We start from the raw sequence: 18,352 nt of genomic DNA on the forward strand, positions 1-18,352 counted from the left end.
TCGAGGTCCCGCTCGGGCCGGCGATCCGCCGATCTTCCCCGGCCCGTCGGGACCTCGCCGTGTTGCTCAGTCCGCGCGCAGCGACGCCCGCGGACGGAATTCGAGCTCGAACGGCTCCACGGTCGTCTCGCCGGGGAGCGCGCCGCTGCGCGCGGCCTCCAGCGCGTGGACGAGGCGGCGCGCGGCGCGCAGGCCGGCCTCATGGGGACGCAGGTCGAGAGCGGCGATGGGCGGCAGCACGATCGGCATCGCCGCGCTGTCGGTGTATGAGACGAGCTGGATGTCGTCGGGAACGCTGCGCCCCAATTCCTGCAGCGCCGACAGCACGCCCAGGGCCAGTCCGTCGGCGGCGCAGACGAACGCGTCCACATCCTCGACGGAGTCGAGGGCACGCGCGACGATCGCCTGAAGCTCCGCCGCCGAGGGGAATGAGGTGAGAAGCGTCACGCTGACCTGCATCCCGTCGGGCTGTTGCCAGCGCGCGGCGCCTTCGCGCACCTCGAGCGCCCAGGTCTGCGAGATCTCGGGAACGAGGACGACGGCCGATCGTGCGCCGGCTCGCTGCAGCCGCTCCAGGATGTCGTGCGTCGCCCCGACATGATCCCCGCTGAGGGATGCCGTGGGTGCCGGCATCCCGTCCGGGACGCGCTCGGAGGTCACGACCGGCTTGCCCGAGGCGAGGATCGCCCGCGCCAGCGGGTCCCCGCCGACGACGTCCGACATGACGAAGCCGTCGACGTGCAAGCCGCGGGCGCGGGCGGGGGAGAGGCTCTGCGGGACGAGGGACACGCTGAGTTCCTGCTCGTCTGCCGCCTCCACGACGCCGAAGGCGAAGTTCATGTAGAAGTCCATGAACCGCAGGCTCGGCGGCAGCCACAGGCCGATGGTCCCGGCACGGGCCTTGCGCAGGTTGCTCGCGCCGCTGTTGGGGGAGAAGGCGAGGGATTCCGCGGCTTCCCGCACCCGACGACGCGTCTCCTCGGCGACGCGTCCACGCCCGGTCAGCGCGCGCGAGGCGGTCCCGACGGAGACGCCGGCCAGCTCCGCCACATGCTGCAGGGTCGCTGCCTTCGTCGCCATGATCGACCCCACTCTCCTCCGGCGATGATTTCCGCCGTGTTACGACTGTACTCAGATTCTGCACAAACGATTGCGCAAGCGGTGGGGGAGGGTCCACACTGTCAGGCAACGCGGCGCCGGCCCGAGGCGCCCCACGGCATCGACGGAGGAGTCGACATGACCGAACAGATGGTGCGTCCCGTGGAGGACTCGACGAGAGGAGCCCTCCAGCGGTCGGCGCTGGGGACGTGGGGTGTGGTCTTCATGGTCATCTCCGCCGCGGCGCCGCTGAGCGTGCTGGCCGGCATCGGACCGCTCGCCGTCCTCATCGGCGGACCGTCGGCACCCCTCGTGTACGCGATCGCCGGCGTCGTCCTCGCCGTCTTCGCGATCGGCTTCGTCTTCACCGCGCGGAACCTGAAGCCCATGGGCGGCTTCTACACGTACATCACCGCGGGGCTGGGTCGGAGCATCGGGCTGAGCGCCGGTGCCCTCGCCTGGGTTTCCTACAACCTGCTGCAGATCGGCCTCTGGGGTCTGTTCGGCGTCATGGCCGAGGGCATGCTCGGCGCCGTCTTCGGCCTCAGCGTCCCCTGGTACGTCGCGGCGCTCATCGGCGTCGTCCTCGTCTTCGGTCTCGCGATCCTCGGCGTCGACGTCGGCGCGAAGGTCCTCGGCGTCCTGCTGACCCTCGAGACCGCGATGCTCGTCATCCTCGGCGTCGCGATCCTCACCCAGCGCGCCGGCCAGCTCGACCTCGGCACCTTCGCCCCCGACAACGTGTTCACGCCCAGCATGCTCGCGATCCTCGGATTCGGATTCGCGGCCTTCATGGGCTTCGAGTCCACCGTGCTCTACCGCAACGAGACGCGCGACCCGGAGAAGTCGATCCCCCGTGCGACGTACATCGCGGTCGCGTTCCTGGCGATCTTCTACGCCGCCACACTCTGGCTCGTGATCCAGGCCTTCGGCAGCGCCGATGTGGGGGCCGCCATCGCGGACGACCCGGCATCCTTCTTCTTCGTCGCGACCGGACGCTACGTCGGCGAGTGGGGGGTCTCGGTCATGTTCGTGCTGATCGTCTCGAGCATCTTCGCGGGGCAGCTGGCCTTCCACAACGCGATCAACCGCTACAGCTTCGCGCTCTCGCGCGACGGCATCCTGCCCGCCGCCTTCGCCCGCACCAACCGACGCGGCGCGCCGTGGTTCGCCGGGGTGCTGCAGTCGATCGTCGCCGCCGCCGTGGTGGTCGTCTTCGCCCTCCTGCAGCTCGACCCGCTGACGCAGCTGGTCATCCTCGTCAACTCCCCGGGCGTCTACGGCATCGTGACGCTGCAGCTGCTGGCCTCGATCGCGGTCGTCGCCTTCATCCTCCGCAATCGTTCCCTGCCGCGGAAGTGGTACGTCCTGCCGGCGGCGATCGTCTCGATCGTGCTGATGGCGGGCCTGTTGATCGTGCTCGTCGTCACGATCGACTATCTGACCGGTGGGGGGCCGACGATCAACGCGATCATCCTGGCGGTCGTGCCCCTGGTCGTGGTCGTGGGTCTCATCCTGGCGACTCTGCTGCGCAGACGAGACCCTGGACGATTCGACGCGATCGGGGGCGCCGTCCGCTCGGCTCACACGGCGGAGGTGAACGCATGAGCGCCGATCGCATCGCCGACACCGTGATCCGCGGCGGTCGCGTCATCACGATGACCGACGGGGCAGGCGCCCCGGACGCCCTTGCGATCACGGCGGGACGCATCGCCGCCGTCGGTACCCGGGACGAGGTTGACGCGTGGATCGGACCCGACACCCGCGTCATCGACCTCGGCGACGGCACGATCCTGCCGGGTTTCGTCGACTGCCACATCCACCCGGTGTTCGGGATGGGTCTCACCCGCGGCGCCGACCTCACGCGCTGCCGCTCGCTCGAGGACGTCACCGCCGTGCTGACGGCTGAGCTCGAGCGACTCGGGGACGCGGATTGGCTGCTGGGGTGGGGCCTCGAACCTAACGTCTTCCCCGACGAGGTGAACAACGCCTTCCTCGACGATCTCGTCGGAGACCGACCCGCATTCCTGCGCTTCTTCGACGCCCACGCGGCGTTGGCGTCGTCCTCCGCCCTCGCGCTGGCCGGGGTCCGCGGCGATGAGACCTTCCCCGACTCGTCGCGTGTGGCGAAGGATGCCGCAGGTCGCCCGACCGGCGCACTGCTCGAAGTGCAGGCGGTCGGACTCGTCGAGCGTGTCCTGCCCGAGCTCAGCTTCGACGAGCGCGTCGAGGGGCTCTACGGCATCCTGCGGTACATGGCGGAGGCCGGTTTCACCGCCGGGCAGGTGCAGGACCTCGCGCCCGACGCGATCGCGCTGCTGACGGCGATCGAAGCCACGCGCGATCTCCCCATCAGGTTGCGCATGTCGCCGTGGTTCGAGCCCGGCACCGACCTCGCCGACGTGCAGCGGCTCGTCGAACTGCAGGGCATCAGCGGTCGCGACTGGACGGTGCGCGGAGTCAAGACGATGATCGACGGCACGATCGACAACGGCACCGCCTGGCTCGAGCACCCGGACCTGTTCGGCGAATCGACCGCGTCCCTCTGGCTGCGTCCCGAGGAGTACCCCATCGCGTTGGCTGCGCTGGACGCGCACGGCATCCCCACCACGACGCACGCCATCGGCGACGCGGGCATCGCATTCGTCGCCCGCGCGATCGCCGCGCTCCCCGAGCGCACGGCGACACATCGCGTCGAGCACATCGAGGTGCTCCCCGACGACATCCTCGACGTCTTCGCCACCCACGGGATCGCGGCGAGCATGCAGCCCACCCACTGCACCCTCTTCGTCCGGCCGGACGGGTCCGACAACTGGTCGCGGCGCCTGGGTGTCGAACGCGCGGCCCTCGGCTGGCGGACGGGCGACCTCGTCCGCGCGGGCGTCCCCCTCGCTCTGGGGTCGGACTGGCCGGTCGCCCCGGCTGACGCTCCCGGCATCCTCGCCGACGCCCAGCTGCGCAGGCCGCACGACGATCCCGACGCGCCCACCGTGGGCGGCGAGCAGGGGATCTCGGCACTCGACGCGGTGCGCGGCTTCACGACGCAGGCGTATGCGACGATCGGTGAGACCGGAGGCACGCTCGAGGTCGGCGCGCTCGCCGACATCACAGCGCTCGATCTCGACCCGCTGACCACCCCCGCAGAGCGGATCGGAGACGCGAAGGTACTGCTGACGGTCGTCGGCGGACGGGTGGTCGTCGGAGAGTGAACAGCGCGGGGCACTCAGCCCCGTGGACCGTGCCCGGCGACGATGCCGGGCGGAAGGGAGAGGCGATGCGCATCGCCATCATCGGCGCGGGGATCGGCGGACTCGCCGCGGCGCTGAGCCTGCACGACGCGGGATTCCGCGACATCCGCATCCTGGAGCGCGCCTCCGAGATCCGCGGCCTCGGGGTCGGCATCAACCTGCTGCCCCACGCCATGCGGGAGCTCAGCGAGCTCGGTCTCGCGGCGCGCATCGAGGCGATCGGGGTGGCGCCTCGCGCCCTGTCCTATCGCAATCACCTGGGCCAGGAGATCTGGACGGAGCCGCGCGGGACCGCGGCCGGGTACGCCTGGCCGCAGCTGTCCGTCCACCGCGGACGGCTGCAGCTCGAGCTCCGCGACGCGGTGCAGGAGCGTCTCGGTGACGTCGTCGAGCTGGACCGCCGCGTCGTCGACGTGCAGACCACCGCGGATGCGGCATCCGTGGTCATCGAGCGGGGCACCGGCGCCGAGACGATCGAGGCCGACGTCGTCATCGCGGCCGACGGCATCCATTCGGCGGTGCGGCGGCTGCGGCACCCCGCCGATCCCGGACCGCAGTGGAGCGGGGTGACGCTCTGGCGGGGGACGGCGCGTGCCATCCCGTTCCTCGACGGCGCGACGATGATCATGGCGGGGGACGCCGATCAGCGGTTCGTCGCATACCCGATCGAGCCGGCGGACGCGGACGGCCTCGCGCGCATCAACGTCATCGCCGAGCTGCGCGAGGCGGGCACGGCGGGTGCGGATTGGAACAGGTCCGTTCCCGCAGGGCCGATTGTCGAACGATTCCGCGACTGGCGGTTCGACTGGCTCGATGTCCCGGGCCTCATCGCGGGTTGCGACGAGCTGCTCGAGTACCCGATGGTGGATCTCGATCCCATCGAGCGGTGGTCCGAGGGGCGACTGACGCTGCTGGGGGATGCCGCCCACGCGATGTACCCGCAGGGGTCCAACGGCGCCTCGCAGGCCATCATCGACGGCCGTGTTCTCGCGATGAACCTCGCCACCGAGACCGACCCGGTCCGCGCGCTCGCCGCCTACGAACGCGACCGACGACCCGCGATGACCGCGCTGCTCGAGAGCAACCGTGGCGGCGGTCCGGAACGCGTGATGAGGCTCGCCGCCGCCCGAGCGCCGCAGGGGTTCGAACGCATCGAGGACGTCATCCCGTATGAGGAGCTCGTCGAGGTCGCGACATCGTTCAAAAAAGCGGCGGGATTCGATCCTGAACAGCTGCGCGAACGTCCCTCCTACAGTCGGTCGGAAGCCGTTCGATGACCGTCGCAGACCCGGTCGTCCCGACGCTCGAGCCGGCGTTCCATGCGGAGATCATCGTGGGCCCGCCCGGTGACCTCGGCACGACCAGGGTCGGACACCGCCGGATCGTCCCCGTCCTCGGCGGCACTCTCACAGGTGGCCTCGCGGGCGAGATCCTGCCGGGAGGTGCCGACTGGCAGACCGTGCGTGCGGACGGAGCGATCGAGATCGACTGCCGCTACACCGCCCGAACGGATGCCGGGGCCCTGGTCTACCTGCAGGTCACCGGTGTGCGCAGCGGCGCGCCCGCCGTCCTCGAGTCCCTCCTGCGGGGCGATCCGGTCGATCCGAGCGAGTACTACTTCCGCACGGCGATCCGTTTCGAGACCTCGGCTCCGGACCTCCTGCACCTGCAGGATTCGATCTACGTGGCATCCTGCGTCCGCACGGCTGACCGGGTGCGCTACGACACGTTCAGAGTGAGCTGACGGGACCGGCCGTCGAAGAACGGCGTCATCCCTCGCTCAGCGCCAGGCTGCGCAAAAGGCGTTCGTTGACCTTGATGTGTTCCCGCACCGCTGCCTCGGCGGTGTCCGCGTCGCGCTCGAGCAGGGCGTCGGCGATGAGGACATGACCTCGCAGCGCATCCTCGTCGCGCCATCCCGAGGCGACCTCCTCGCGCTGCAGGATCCGGATGGCCAACGTCATCTCGTTGCGGATCGAAGCGAAGAACCGATCGAGTCGAGGGCTGCCTGCGAGGGCGATGACGGCGGCGTGGAACTGCACATCCGCGATCGCGTGGCGGGACGAGTTCTGCCCCTCCGTCGCCGCACGACGCAGGTGGGCGAGCGCCACGAGCACGCCGTCGAGCGCGTCGTCCGAGGCGTCACCGCACGCGCGCGCACCCGTGCTCTCGAGCACCGCGCGGGCCGCGTACAGGTCCGTGACATCGTCGGCGGTGAAGCTGCGCACGCGCGCACCTCGGTGCTTCTCGTGGGTGACGATGCCTTCCTGGGCGAGCATCAGCAGGGCCTCGCGGACCGATCGACGGGAGGCCCCGAACCTCTCGGCGATCGAGATCTCGCGCAGCGGCTCCCCCTGCTCGAGCCGCAGGTCGAGGATCTCGTCACGCAAGCGGTCGGCGATCAGTGATGGTGCGACCATCGACAGCCTCCCCACTGCATATCCGCGCCATTGTATCGAGGGGTCTCAGCTGTCCCCCCGAGACCCGGGGCGGGGTCCGCCCGCGTCCGACACATCGCCGAGGACGTCGTCGAGGGCGGTGAGCAGCCGATCGGCATGGTGAGTGTCGAACACGAGCGGCGGACGGATCTTCAGAACGTTCGACCAGCGACCTGACGCACTCACGAGGACGCGTCGGGCACGCAGACCGTTGACGACCCGGCCTGCCAGATCCGCGTCGGGAACGGCGTCGGGCCCGCCATCGCGCCCGACGAACTCGACGGCGAGGAACAAGCCCTCGCCGCGGACCTGACCGATTCGTTCATCACGCGACGCGATCTCGTCCAGTCCCTTCTTCAGATGCCCTCCGACCGTCGACGCATGCGGGAGAAGACCGCGGTCCTCGATCTCGTCGAGGACCGCGGTCGCCGCCGCGACGCTGACCGCTGTTCCCCCGAACGTGTTGAAGTAGCGGACGTCCCGGCCGAACGCCTCCATGTGCGCGCGTCGCCCGACGACCGCCGAGATGGGCAGCCCATTGCCCATCGGCTTTCCCAGCACGACGAGGTCCGGTTCGACGCCGTGACGCGCGAATCCCCACCACGTAGACCCCAATCGCCCGAAGCCGGGCTGCACCTCGTCGGCGATGTAGATCCCGCCGCGGCGCCGTGCCGTGTCGACGGCCTCTCGGATCACGCCAGCCGGGTGGGTGACGAGGCCATCGCTGGAGAGGACGGAGTCGATGATCAACGCGGAGAACGTCAGTCCGCGGCGCTCGAGCTCATCGATCGCGTCGTTCACTCGTTGCGAGAAGAGGGCCGCCGCTGCGCCCTCCTCGACGGGGTCGCGCAGGGGATCGGGCGCGGGGACGGTCACGACGTGGGGCGGGAGGACGTTGTTCGGCCCCAGGCTGGGCGAGAGGGCAGCGCTCGCCTGGGTCGTGCCGTGGTATGCGTTGGAGGTGATGACGACACCCGTCCCGCCTGTCACGTGACCTGCGATCCGGACGGCCAGATCGACCGCCTCGCTTCCCGTGCAGGCGAAGACGACTTGCTCCAGGTATCCGGGGAAGAGGGAGAGGAGTCGTTCGCTGTAAGTGACGACTTCTTCCGTCAGGTAACGGGTGTGGGTGTTGACCCGGCCGAGTTGAGCATCGACGGCGGCGCGTACACGAGGATTGGCGTGGCCGACGGCCGGCACGTTGTTGTACGCGTCGAGGTACTCGACGCCGTCGGGGTCGAAGAGCAGCGCGCCGTCGCCCCGGCTGACTTCGACAGGGTTCTCGTAGAAGAGGCGGTACGGCGCGCCGAGCACGCGCTGACGACGTTCGAGCAGCGCATTCGCTCGCGGGCCCAGGCGCGTGCCCGCCGCGGGGTCGAATCCGTTCACCATGTGCATCCGGCCGGGTGTGCTCATCACTCCTCCACTTCGGTGACCAACTAGAAGATTGGTGACCAATACCTGTACTGTAGCGCCATGGCCGCCGAGATCGACACCCACTCCGCTGCCGCCGCGCCCTCGGCCCGCGGATCCGACGATCCCGTCGTCGATGCGTCCGAGCTCGCCGGGATCCTCGAGCGCGGCTTCGGCGTCACGGCACTGTCCGTCCGGAGCGTCGGATCGGAGAGTGCCGCCGTCTTCCGGGTCCGCACGAGCTCCGGCCCGGACATCGCCCTCAAGGTCTTCCCGTCGGACGCGGCGTCGGGTGGGACCATCCGGTGGCAGCACGAGGTCGTCCAGCGCGTCTCGGAATGCGGCATCCCCGTCGCTCGGCCGTTGGCGACGAGGGCCGGCGAGCTCACGCTCGAGGCTCGCAGCCGCGATCGGATGCTGCTGGTCCAGGCCTCCGAGTGGCTTCCGGGATCCCCGCTGGAGCACGTCCCGGTGACGCACGCCCTGCTCCACGAGGTCGGTCTCACGGCAGCCCGCCTGCACGGATGCCTTCGGCGCGAGAGCGCGCCGCGCGGACTCGTCCCGCACATCTGGCAACTCACCTCGTCCCGTCCGACGATCGAAGCGGCGCTCGGGCGCATCGCTCTCCTGCGGCGCCAAGGCCTGTTGAACGATCACGCGGCGGAGATCGTGAGGCTGGAACGGGCCGCTGCCGCGGTGTTTGCGCTCCTGGACGCCGAGGTCGCGCCCCGGCTCGACCGCCTCCCCTCCGCGGTGGTGCACCATGATCTGCACGATTCGAACCTTTTGGTCGGCCCGGCGGAGGCCCCGCGCGCCATCACGGGCATCCTCGACTTCGGTGACATGACGCGAAGCGTGCGCATCTCCGAGCCGGTGATCGCAGGCGCCTACGCGGCCCGGCACGTCACCGATCCTCGTGCCGCACTGGACACCGTCCTGACCGGATGGTCGGATGTCGTGCCGGTCACATCCGACGAGTCCGCGGTCGTGCTGCCCCTCGCTGCGGCGCGGCTGATCGCGAACGCCACCGTCTGGCTCTCACGGCTCGATACGTTGCGAGGCGAGTACGCGGCCGCACGTCGTCGTGGTTCACTCGCAACTGCGGAGGCACTGCTGGCAGCGGAAGGGGGAACCCGTGGATGAGTCGAGCGGGATCGCGATCGTCACCGGCGCGGGCAGCGCCGAGGGGATCGGATTCGCTGTGGCGAAAGCGCTCGGTGACGCCGGGATGCACGTCCTGATCACGGCCACGACGGACCGGATCCGAACGCGGGTGTCCGAACTTCGCGCACGAGGCGTCGACGCGGACGGGGTCGTCGCCGATCTCACCGAGGATCGGGGCGTCGATGCCGTCATGGATGCCGCCCGCGAGGCCTTCGGCGCGCCGACGGTGGTCGTCAACAACGCGGGACTCACGTCCGTGTCGCGCGCCGACTCCCCGGCCCCCATCGATGCCATCTCGCTCGCGGAATGGCAGACGTCGATCGACAGGAACCTGACGACGGCCCTGCGCATGACCCGCGCTGTCCTGCCGGCGATGATCGACGCCGGCTACGGCCGCATCGTCAACGTCGCGTCCCTCTCGGGCCCGGTGATGGCGTACCGGGGTGACGTCGCCTACCACGCAGCGAAGGCGGGCATGGTGGGCCTCACGCGAGCGGCCGCCATCGACGTCGCGTGCTTCGGGATCACCGTCAACGCCGTGGCGCCGGGGTGGATCGCGACGTCGTCGTCCAGTGAGCACGAGCTCTCGATGGGTGCGGCCACGCCGATCGGCCGATCCGGGACGGCGGACGAAGTCGCATCCGCCGTCCGCTTCCTGGCGGGCAGGGACGCCTCGTACATCACCGGGCAGATCCTCGTCGTGGACGGGGCGAACTCGATCGACGAAGAGCGGGGGATGCCGTGATCATCCTGTGCGACCCGCCCTCATCCTGCACACGGCACCTAAGGAGAACGACATGACCGATGTCTTCGACTACTTCTCACAGGTGGAGCTCCCCACCCCGACGCTGTCGGATGAGGAGGTGCAGCGCTTGTTCGCCGACGTCTTCGGCGTCGAGATCGACACGCACTCGCTCGGCAGTCAGCAGGACCAGAACTTCCGCGTCTTCGAGCGCGGGGCGACGAAGCCACTCGGCGTGCTCAAGCTCAGCAATCCCGTGTTCAGCGAGGCGGAGATCGAGATGCAGGATGCCGCTGCCGCCACCGTCGGCGCCCGGCGAGCGGACGTCCGCGTCCCCCGGATCGTGATGGGTCCCCGGGGCAGGATGTCGGCGTGGTGGGAGTCTTCGCAGGGCCGCATCCATGCGCGGGTCATCGAGAACATCGAGGGACGGACGCTCATGGGTTCGTCCTATCTCTCGCCCGCGGTGGTCGAGGGGCTCGGCGCGCTGTCGGGAAAGGTCAGTGCCGCCCTGGCCGACTTCACACATCCGGCGAGCGGACGCGTGCTGCAGTGGGACCTGCGCCACGCCGAGCGGGTCATCGACATCCTGCTCCCCGATGAGCCGGACGAGCGGATCCGCGGCATCGTTCAGAGGGCAGCGGATGCCGCGCGCGCCGTGCTCGCCCCCGTGAAGGACGCCCTTCCCATCCAAGCCGGGCACTTCGACGTCACCGACGACAACGTGCTCCGCGCACCGGGAGCGACCGTGCCCGACGCGGTCATCGACTTCGGGGACGCGTGTGCGTCCTGGCGGGTGGGGGACATCGCGGTGACCGTCTCCTCCGTCCTGCACCACGAGGGGGCCTCTCCCGAGACCAGCCTCCCCGCCATCCGCGCATTCGACCGCCTCCGTCCGCTCATCGACGACGAGATCACGGCGCTGTGGCCGCTCGTGATCCTGCGCGGCGCCGTCCTCGTGCTCAGCGGTCGCGCTCAGGTGCGAGTCGACGAGGCGAACGAGTACGCGTTGGTCGCTCTCGACCGCGAGTTCCGCATCCTCGAGCAGGCAATCTCGGTGCCCATCGAGGTCCTCACGGCTGCGACGCGGGCCGCGCTGAGCCGCCCCCAGGAGCCCGCACGAGAGTTCGGTGCTCCTCTCGTGGCCCCTTCGGCCAGGCGGGTCGAGCTCGACGCCTCGACGGAGTCGCCCCTCAACGACGGCGGGGCCTGGCTCGACGCGACGACGCTCGATCGCGCCGCGCGGTCCGCTCTCGACGAGGGTGCGGATGTCGTGACGGTAGCGGCCTGGCGGCCGCGGCTGACAGGCACGACCGACCCGCTTCCGTCGACGGCCGACACGATCCCGACCGATCTCCTGGTGTGGTTCCGCGAACCCGTCCCCATCGCCTCCGGCGACGGCGTGGCGGTCCATGTGACCGACGGATCGCTCACGTGGTCGTCGGGGACCGAGACCCTCACGATCTCGGGGCTCTCACCGGACGAATCCGCTGCTGTCCTCCCGCCGCTGACGCGTCTGTCCATCCGCCGCTCCCGCCCCGGTGCCATGCCCCCACCCCTGCGGGTGTCGCCCGGCATGGCCGCGGCATGGCGTCACGTCGCCGGCGACCCCGGGGTCGCGGTGGGCGTGCAATCCGAGAGCAGCGTGGACGACGACTCCCTCTCCCGGCGCCATGAGAGGTTGGCCGAGGTGCAGGAGCACTACTACGCCATCCCTCCCCGCATCGAGCGCGGGTGGCGCGAGTACCTCGTCGACGTCGACGGACGGGTGTACCTGGACATGGTGAACAACGTCGCCTCGGTCGGTCACGCGCACCCCCACGTCGTCGCCGCGGCTGCGCGACAGATGCATCTGCTCAACACGAACTCGCGGTTCCACTATCGGGCGATCGCCGACTACGCGGAGCGGATCACCGCCACCCTGCCCGCGGCGCTCGACACCGTGTTCTTCGTGAACTCCGGGTCGGAAGCGACCGACCTGGCCATCCGCCTCGCCATGGCGGCCACGGGGCGTCGCGACATCGTCGCGATGCGCGAGTCCTACCACGGGTGGACCTACGCCAGCGATGCGGTCTCGACGTCCATCGCGGACAACCCCAACGCACTCGCCACCCGTCCGGAATGGGTGCACACGGTCGACGCCGCGAACTCGTACCGCGGCATCCACCGTGGTGCGGAGGCCGCGAAGTACGCACCCGAGGCCGCGGCCCTGATCGACGCCCTGGCGGCCGATGGACGGCCGGCGGCGGGAATCATCACGGAGACATACTTCGGCAACGCCGGAGGGGTCGCCCTGCCGGACGGTTACCTGCAGGAGGTGTACGCGGCCGTGCGCCGCCACGGCGGTCTGGCGATCGCCGACGAGGTCCAGGTGGGGTACGGGCGACTCGGCGACTGGTTCTGGGGCTTCCAGCAGCAGGGCGTCGAGCCCGACATCGTCGCCGTCGCCAAGTCCATCGGCGGCGGGCATCCGCTCGGGGCGGTCGTCACCCGACGCGACATCGCCGACCGCTACCGGACGGGAGGGTACTTCTTCTCCTCGACCGGTGGCTCCCCCGTCTCCTCCGTGATCGGCTCCGCCGTCCTCGACGTCATCGAAGGCGAGGGGCTGCAGGAGAACGCACGGATCGTCGGCGGGCATCTCAAGAACCGTCTGCAAGATCTCGCGCACCGGCACGAGATCATCGGCGCCGTGCACGGGTCGGGGCTCTACCTCGGGCTGGAGTTCGTGCGCGACAGAGTCACGCTCGAGCCCGCGCGGGCCGAGACGGCGGCCATCTGCGATCGACTGCTCGAGTGCGGTGTGATCATGCAGCCGACGGGGGATCACCAGAACGTCCTCAAGATCAAGCCGCCGCTGGTCGTCACGCAGGCGTCCGTGGACGTGTTCGTGGACGCGCTGGAGCACGTCCTCAGCACGGGCTGGTGACGCGACGGTCGCCCGCCACCGCTCCGCCGCCGCAGCCTGTGATCCTCAGCCCGCATCCATACGTCAGATAGGTCCTCATCATGCGCATTCCCCACATCCCGTTCGATCTGCAGCCGTCGCCGGAGTCGGCGTGGACGGTGTCACCTTCGCGTATCGAAGGCGTCGCTCCCGCGGGAACGGATCTCTTCGTGGACCCCAGCGGAACCAGCGGAGTGGCTGCCGAGACCCTGCTGAACGCCGCCACGCTGCTCGGGACGCCGCCCGACGGGGACTTCACGCTCGTGGCCCGCGTGCAGCCCGAGCACCTCGCGACCTTCGATGCGGGTGTGCTGCTGGCGTGGGTGGACGAGACCAACTGGGCGAAGGTCTGCTTCGAGCGGTCTCCGGCGGGTGCGTCGATGATCGTCTCGGTGGTGACGAAGGGGAGCTCCGACGACGCCAACGGCGTGCCGATCGACGTGCAGGCCGTGCGCCTGCGGCTCGCTCGGGTGGGGAACGTGCTGGCGTTCCACGCCCACGACGGGGCCGCATGGAATTTCGTACGGGCCTTCACATTGCCGGGCGTCACGGAGCGGCTGCAGATCGGCTTCGAAGTTCAGAGCCCGACCGGAGAGGGGTGTCGCGCGGTGTTCGAAGACATCGCGTTCGAGCGACGCACGGTCGCCGACCTCCGCAACGGCGAATGAGGCCCACTCAGGCGGGGTGACGGGCGTCGCAGGTGCCGGATGCCGGGGGTCAGGCCGACAACCGCGCCAGGCGCACGCGCAGGCCGGTCAACATCGCCTCGATGCCGGCCTCGAACGACGCCTGGGCCGGCCGTGTTCCCGACGGGGAGCGGCGTGCCGCGGCGGTGACGCGGCTGAGGGTCGGAGCGTCCTGCGGGCTCCGGAGCTGGAACATGTCCGCCGGCGCGACCGCGTCGAGCGCGGCGCCCATGATGAAGTCCTCGAGTGCGACGAGCGTCGTCATCACATCGTCCTCGGGCCATCCCGCTCTCAAGAATGCGGCGACGACCCGCTCGTACATCCCCGTCGTGCGGCCGGCGCCGTCCAGCGCGGTGGTCGCGAAGACCGCGATCGTGGCGGGATGGCGGGCGAACGCGTCGCGGTAGGAGCGAGCCCACACGAGGAGGGCGTCGAAGAAGGGGACCGAGTCGAACACATCGGTGTCGATGCGATCACTGACGAGCTCCCGCACGCGGGCGAGGACCTCCTCCTTGCCGGTGACGTGGTTGTACAAGGCGGATGCTCCGACGCCGAGGCGACGCGCGAGCTGAGCCATCGTGAAGTCGCCCGACTCGTCGAGCAGGCCGATGGCCGCATCGGCGATGCTGTCGGCGGTGATCACGGGTGCGAGCGGGCGCCCCGCGCGGCGGGACCGACGTCGGTTTCCTGCCGGCTGATCCGCGGCTGCAGCTTTCATCGAGACCTCATCGTATGGGCCGCCATCCCTCGCCGTGCTCTGCGGCTCCGCGATTCGTGACGATCCTTCGTTGTGAACGCTGTTCATCAGGACTTGTTTATCATCTCGAACCACGGCGGAAACACAGGCGTAACGCCCCGAATATTCGCCCAAAAATGACGCTTGTGGATCGATGCAGCGCGCCCTACGATCTAGCAACAAGAAATGAACGACGTTCATTCAGGCATACTCCCCGTCGACGATGACGCGGACGTCGCCGCCGCCCGAACTGCTCCTCACGCACCACCCCTGCTGACGCTCTTCCCGCACCACCCTGTCGAGTCACATCCGCTCACCCACAGAAAGCCCGCACATGCGCAGATCAATCCGTCTCACCGCTGCAGTGGTCCTCGCCTCCGCGCTCGCCCTGACCGGCTGCACCTCCCTCGCACCCACCACCGGCCCCGCCCCCGATCCGGGATCCGACTCCGGCGATTCCAGCGCGAAGGGCGCGGTCGCACTGAGCTTCGCCGGCCTGGACATCCAGGTGTGGAACACCCTGCTCGACAAGATCGGCCCGAAGGTCGAGGACGCGGGGTACGAGTTCCTCAGCGACGATCCCCAGTGGGACCTCCAGACGCAGATCTCCGATTGGGAATCCTGGATCGCGCGCGGCGACGTGAAGGCGATCATGGGATACCCCGTGCAGTCGGACTCCATGGTCACCGTGACCCAGCAGGCCCAGCAGGCGGGCGTCCAGGTGTTGGGGTACGCCAGCGAGTGGGAGGGCACCAGCGCAGCCGTGCTGATCGACAACCGCACCGATGGCATCAACCTCGGCGAGGCGATGGGCGAGTGGGTGAACGAGAAGTACGGCGCCGATCAAGCGGTCCCGGTGGCGCTGCTCGGCTACTGGGACACTGACCTCGGGCGCGAGCGCTCGGAGGGCATCGTCGAGGGGCTGAAGAAGGCCGAGGCGAACGTGTCGGTGACGGAGCACTCCGTCATCTCACTCGACGACGGCTACAAGGCCGCCCAGAACCAGCTCGCCGCTGTCCCCGACACCAAGGTGTGGATCTCGATGGGGCCGGACCCGGCCGTCGGTGCCTACCAGGCGCTCTTGGACTCCGGCGTCGCCGCGAACGACCCTGACGTCGCGGTGGGCAGCATCGATGCGACGGACGAGATCCTCGACATCTTCACGGAGAAGGACTCGATCTGGCGGGTGCTGTTCTCGCCGCGGCTCGATGACCTCGCCGACGAAATGGCGGCGCTCCTCGTCGCCTCGGCCAGCGGGGAGGAGCTCAAGACGAGCACCCTCGGATCCGAACGCGTGACCGCCGACAACGCCGACACCTTCTACGTCGAGTGAGCGACGCGATGGCATCGGAGGTGACGCGGATGACGCCGCGACTGGAGCTGGCCGGAATCGGCGTGCAGTTCGGGGCGACATCGGCGCTCGACGGAGTGGAACTGACCGTGCCGGCCGGGCAGATCGTAGGTCTGCTCGGGCACAACGGAGCAGGCAAGACCACCCTATTCAACGTCATCTCCGGTGTCATCGCTCCGTCGATCGGCAGCTTCAGCCTCGACGGTCGGGATGCCGGCAAGGGACTCACCCCGCGTGACGCCAGCGACCTGGGGATCACCGTCATCCACCAGGAGCCGGCGCTCGCGCAGAACCTCTCGGTCCTCGACAACCTCTTCCTGGGACGCTCCGCGCGCGGCGGTGGTGCCGCTCGAGCGGCAAGCGCCCGCGCGGCCCTCGACCGGGTCGGATCGTCGGTGTCTCTCGACACGCCCGTCGGCGCGCTGGGTCTCGGCGATCGGCAGCTCGTCGACCTGGCGCGCGGCCTCCTCGCGGGCGATATGAAGCTGTTGCTGCTGGACGAACCGACTGCCGCTCTGGGGCGAGCCGAGACCGACTACCTCCACGACCTCATCCGATCGCTCGCCGCCGAGGGCGTCACGGTGATGTACGTCTCGCACCGGCTGCCGGACATCCTCACGGTGTGCGACCGGATCGTCGTGCTGCGCGGCGGCCGCGTCGTCGAGGACGATCGCGCCGCCGCGTTCACCCCCGCCCTGCTCGCCTCCGCTCTCGTCCCCGACATCCAGGAGCATGTGTTCTCGGATGCGAACGTGGGGGAGCGGACGCTGGCGACGGCGCAGGGCCCCGAGATCATCGCACACGCCGGCGAGGTCGTCGGCCTGTTCGGGATGGCGGCGGGGGAGCAGTTCCGGCTGCTGAGCGCGCTGGGCGGGCAGGAGGGCCGGTACCCGCTCGATCTGGGCGACAGGAGAACCGCAGTCACGAGCCCGGCCGATGCCATCACCAAAGGAATCTTCCTGGTGCCGGCCGACCGCGAGCGGGACGGCCTCGTGCACGGCCAGACCGCGCTCGAGAACGTGCTCCTGCCGTGGTATTCGCAACCGTGGTGGCGCGCGTTCTGGGTGACCGACTCCACGGGCCTCGACGTCTATCGACGTGCGCGGGAGGACTTCGGCATCACCGGTCCCGACCACACCGCTGCCGTGTCGTCGTTCAGCGGGGGCAACCGTCAGAAGCACCTCCTGGCGCGCTGGACCCATCCGCGGACACCGCGCGTTCTTCTGCTCGCACAGCCGACGCAGGGCGTGGACGTCGGGGCGAAGGTCGACATCGTACGGGTCGTCCGCGAGACGGCGGCGCGCGGCGTGTGCGTCCTCGTCGCGTCAGCCGAGTCGGACGAGATCGCATCCATGTGCGACCGCTCCTACGTCATCGTCGGAGACCGCGTCTCGGAGCTCCGACGCTCCGACCGTTTCGACGCAGACCTGCTCGGCGAGCTCCTCGCCCTCGCGGCCCCGGCCGCCTGACCACGAACGCCCGTACAGGAGACCCGCACCTCATGAACAGCTCCCGCGCCAAACTCTTCCTCGCGAAGAACGGCATCTTCATCGCGCTCATCGCGCTCATCGCTCTCTTCGGGGCCTTGAACCCCAACTTCCTCACCGTCGGCAGCGCGACCAACGTCCTCATGCAGGCCACGGAGCTGGCGATCATCGCGATCCCGCTGGCGTTCCTCATCATGTCGGGCACGATCGACCTCTCCGTTGGTTCGGTCGCGTCGCTGGCCGGGGTGACCGCCGGTCTCGTCATGGTCGCAACGGGTTCGACGGCGACAGGCATCCTCGTCGGTCTGGCAGTCGGCCTCGGCGCGGGCGCGCTGAACGGGCTGCTCATCGCCTACCTCGGACTCAACTCGTTCGTCGTCACACTGGGGGCGCTGAGCGTCTGGGGCGGGCTGGCCCTGCTCGTGACCGGTGGGAAGACGGTGACGCGTACGGATCTGCCGGCCGACTTCCGGAGCATCGGGACCGCCGGTCTCGGACCGATCCCCGTGCAGATCGTCATCCTCGTCCTCCTCATCGTGGCCGGCTGGTACGTCCTGAACCGCACACAGTTCGGCAAGCAGGTGCTCGCCATCGGCGGTAACCGTCGTGCGGCGCGACTGATGGGGGTGCGGGTCGCCCGCACCCAGTTCATCCTCTTCGCGATGAGCGGGCTGTTCGCGGCCTTCGCCGGCATCATGCTCGCCGCGAAGGTCCAATCGGCCAGTCCGACCATCGGGACGGGCATGGAGCTCAACGCGCTCACTGTCGTGCTGCTGGGTGGCGTCGCCTTCGAAGGCGGCCTCGGTCGCATCTCCAACGTCGTCGCCGGCCTGTTGTTCTTCCGGGTGCTGAACAACGGCCTCATCTTCCTCCAGGCCTCCCCGTTCCTCCAGACGGTGCTGATCGGCGTGATGCTGATCGTCGCCGTGGGGCTCGACTCGACGATCCAGCGCATCATCCGGTCGTCGTGGGCGCAGCTCGGCAGACGAGCGACATCAGCGCCCCCTGCCCAGACACCCGTCACCGCGAAGTGAGTACATCC

Annotated in this window: 15 protein-coding genes; 11 read left to right on the top strand and 4 right to left on the bottom strand. The window is 69.5% G+C overall.

Annotation, left to right across the window (positions count from 1 at the left end; translation table 11 throughout):
- Window positions 1-66 precede the first annotated feature (66 nt).
- Window positions 67-1,080 (bottom strand): LacI family DNA-binding transcriptional regulator, encoded by a 1,014-nt coding sequence (locus M3190_RS01575; RefSeq protein WP_251577632.1) that lies wholly within the window; start codon window positions 1,078-1,080, stop codon window positions 67-69.
- A 156-nt stretch (window positions 1,081-1,236) separates the two neighbouring features.
- On the opposite strand from M3190_RS01575, the gene M3190_RS01580 reads away from it, so the two are divergent.
- The 4 genes from M3190_RS01580 (at window position 1,237) to M3190_RS01595 (ending at window position 6,090) form a co-directional block, all read left to right on the top strand.
- Entirely contained in the window at window positions 1,237-2,706 is a 1,470-nt protein-coding gene (locus M3190_RS01580; RefSeq protein WP_251577634.1) for an APC family permease, read from the top strand.
- Window positions 2,703-4,307, top strand: a complete 1,605-nt coding sequence (locus tag M3190_RS01585) for an amidohydrolase (protein WP_251577636.1) — start codon at window positions 2,703-2,705, stop codon at window positions 4,305-4,307. Before M3190_RS01580 ends, M3190_RS01585 begins: the two co-directional genes overlap by 4 nt.
- 65 nt (window positions 4,308-4,372) lie before the next feature.
- Window positions 4,373-5,623 carry a flavin-dependent oxidoreductase gene (locus M3190_RS01590; RefSeq protein ID WP_251577638.1) on the top strand — a complete coding sequence of 417 codons (1,251 nt, stop codon included), beginning with the start codon at window positions 4,373-4,375 and terminating at the stop codon, window positions 5,621-5,623.
- The gene (locus tag M3190_RS01595; RefSeq protein ID WP_251577640.1) at window positions 5,620-6,090 is read left to right on the top strand and encodes a DUF3237 domain-containing protein; all 471 of its coding nucleotides are present in this window, start codon (window positions 5,620-5,622) and stop codon (window positions 6,088-6,090) included. The genes M3190_RS01590 and M3190_RS01595 overlap by 4 nt, the downstream gene beginning before the upstream one ends.
- Window positions 6,091-6,115: 25 nt before the next feature.
- On the opposite strand, the gene M3190_RS01600 is transcribed toward M3190_RS01595, so the two are convergent.
- Both M3190_RS01600 and M3190_RS01605 read right to left on the bottom strand, forming a co-directional pair.
- Window positions 6,116-6,766, bottom strand: a complete 651-nt coding sequence (locus M3190_RS01600; RefSeq protein WP_251577642.1) for a GntR family transcriptional regulator — start codon at window positions 6,764-6,766, stop codon at window positions 6,116-6,118.
- A 45-nt stretch (window positions 6,767-6,811) separates the two neighbouring features.
- The gene (locus M3190_RS01605) at window positions 6,812-8,200 is read right to left on the bottom strand and encodes an aspartate aminotransferase family protein (RefSeq protein ID WP_251577644.1); all 1,389 of its coding nucleotides are present in this window, start codon (window positions 8,198-8,200) and stop codon (window positions 6,812-6,814) included.
- 60 nt (window positions 8,201-8,260) lie between these two features.
- On the opposite strand from M3190_RS01605, the gene M3190_RS01610 reads away from it, so the two are divergent.
- From M3190_RS01610 to M3190_RS01625, 4 genes are all read left to right on the top strand, one after another.
- A complete protein-coding gene (locus M3190_RS01610; protein WP_251577646.1) occupies window positions 8,261-9,340 on the top strand; it encodes a phosphotransferase in 1,080 nt (359 codons plus the stop codon).
- Complete coding sequence (locus tag M3190_RS01615; RefSeq protein ID WP_251577648.1) at window positions 9,333-10,106, top strand: SDR family NAD(P)-dependent oxidoreductase; 774 nt, start codon at window positions 9,333-9,335, stop codon at window positions 10,104-10,106. Before M3190_RS01610 ends, M3190_RS01615 begins: the two co-directional genes overlap by 8 nt.
- Window positions 10,107-10,158: 52 nt before the next feature.
- Window positions 10,159-13,032: an aminotransferase gene (locus M3190_RS01620; protein ID WP_251577650.1), complete on the top strand. Its 2,874-nt coding sequence runs from the start codon at window positions 10,159-10,161 to the stop codon at window positions 13,030-13,032.
- Between the two features lie 80 nt (window positions 13,033-13,112).
- The gene (locus M3190_RS01625) at window positions 13,113-13,718 is read left to right on the top strand and encodes a DUF1349 domain-containing protein (RefSeq protein ID WP_251577652.1); all 606 of its coding nucleotides are present in this window, start codon (window positions 13,113-13,115) and stop codon (window positions 13,716-13,718) included.
- A 49-nt stretch (window positions 13,719-13,767) separates the two neighbouring features.
- On the opposite strand, the gene M3190_RS01630 is transcribed toward M3190_RS01625, so the two are convergent.
- Complete coding sequence (locus M3190_RS01630; protein ID WP_251577654.1) at window positions 13,768-14,379, bottom strand: TetR/AcrR family transcriptional regulator; 612 nt, start codon at window positions 14,377-14,379, stop codon at window positions 13,768-13,770.
- Between the two features lie 427 nt (window positions 14,380-14,806).
- Between M3190_RS01630 and M3190_RS01635 the strand changes: the two genes are divergently transcribed.
- From M3190_RS01635 to M3190_RS01645, 3 genes are read left to right on the top strand one after another with little or no spacing between them, the layout of a single operon-like run.
- The gene (locus M3190_RS01635; RefSeq protein WP_251577656.1) at window positions 14,807-15,805 is read left to right on the top strand and encodes a sugar ABC transporter substrate-binding protein; all 999 of its coding nucleotides are present in this window, start codon (window positions 14,807-14,809) and stop codon (window positions 15,803-15,805) included.
- Between the two features lie 29 nt (window positions 15,806-15,834).
- Window positions 15,835-17,292, top strand: a complete 1,458-nt coding sequence (locus M3190_RS01640; protein ID WP_251577658.1) for an ATP-binding cassette domain-containing protein — start codon at window positions 15,835-15,837, stop codon at window positions 17,290-17,292.
- 32 nt (window positions 17,293-17,324) lie between these two features.
- On the top strand, window positions 17,325-18,344 hold the full coding sequence (locus tag M3190_RS01645; protein ID WP_251577660.1) for an ABC transporter permease: 1,020 nt from the start codon (window positions 17,325-17,327) through the stop codon (window positions 18,342-18,344).
- Window positions 18,345-18,352 lie beyond the last annotated feature (8 nt).

Origin of the sequence: Microbacterium oleivorans, assembly GCF_023715745.1 — a bacterium.
Classification (GTDB): Bacteria; Actinomycetota; Actinomycetes; order Actinomycetales; family Microbacteriaceae; genus Microbacterium; species Microbacterium oleivorans_D.

Excerpts from the sequence above, each read along its gene's own strand:
- M3190_RS01635 (WP_251577656.1), top strand. The coding sequence starts at position 14,807 with ATGCGCAGATCAATCCGTCTCACCGCTGCAGTGGTCCTCGCCTCCGCG.
- M3190_RS01585 (WP_251577636.1), top strand. The coding sequence starts at position 2,703 with ATGAGCGCCGATCGCATCGCCGACACCGTGATCCGCGGCGGTCGCGTC.
- M3190_RS01590 (WP_251577638.1), top strand. The coding sequence starts at position 4,373 with ATGCGCATCGCCATCATCGGCGCGGGGATCGGCGGACTCGCCGCGGCG.
- M3190_RS01640 (WP_251577658.1), top strand. The coding sequence starts at position 15,835 with ATGACGCCGCGACTGGAGCTGGCCGGAATCGGCGTGCAGTTCGGGGCG.
- M3190_RS01580 (WP_251577634.1), top strand. The coding sequence starts at position 1,237 with ATGACCGAACAGATGGTGCGTCCCGTGGAGGACTCGACGAGAGGAGCC.
- M3190_RS01625 (WP_251577652.1), top strand. The coding sequence starts at position 13,113 with ATGCGCATTCCCCACATCCCGTTCGATCTGCAGCCGTCGCCGGAGTCG.
- M3190_RS01605 (WP_251577644.1), bottom strand. The coding sequence starts at position 8,200 with ATGAGCACACCCGGCCGGATGCACATGGTGAACGGATTCGACCCCGCG.
- M3190_RS01620 (WP_251577650.1), top strand. The coding sequence starts at position 10,159 with ATGACCGATGTCTTCGACTACTTCTCACAGGTGGAGCTCCCCACCCCG.
- M3190_RS01575 (WP_251577632.1), bottom strand. The coding sequence starts at position 1,080 with ATGGCGACGAAGGCAGCGACCCTGCAGCATGTGGCGGAGCTGGCCGGC.
- M3190_RS01600 (WP_251577642.1), bottom strand. The coding sequence starts at position 6,766 with ATGGTCGCACCATCACTGATCGCCGACCGCTTGCGTGACGAGATCCTC.
- M3190_RS01645 (WP_251577660.1), top strand. The coding sequence starts at position 17,325 with ATGAACAGCTCCCGCGCCAAACTCTTCCTCGCGAAGAACGGCATCTTC.
- M3190_RS01610 (WP_251577646.1), top strand. The coding sequence starts at position 8,261 with ATGGCCGCCGAGATCGACACCCACTCCGCTGCCGCCGCGCCCTCGGCC.
- M3190_RS01595 (WP_251577640.1), top strand. The coding sequence starts at position 5,620 with ATGACCGTCGCAGACCCGGTCGTCCCGACGCTCGAGCCGGCGTTCCAT.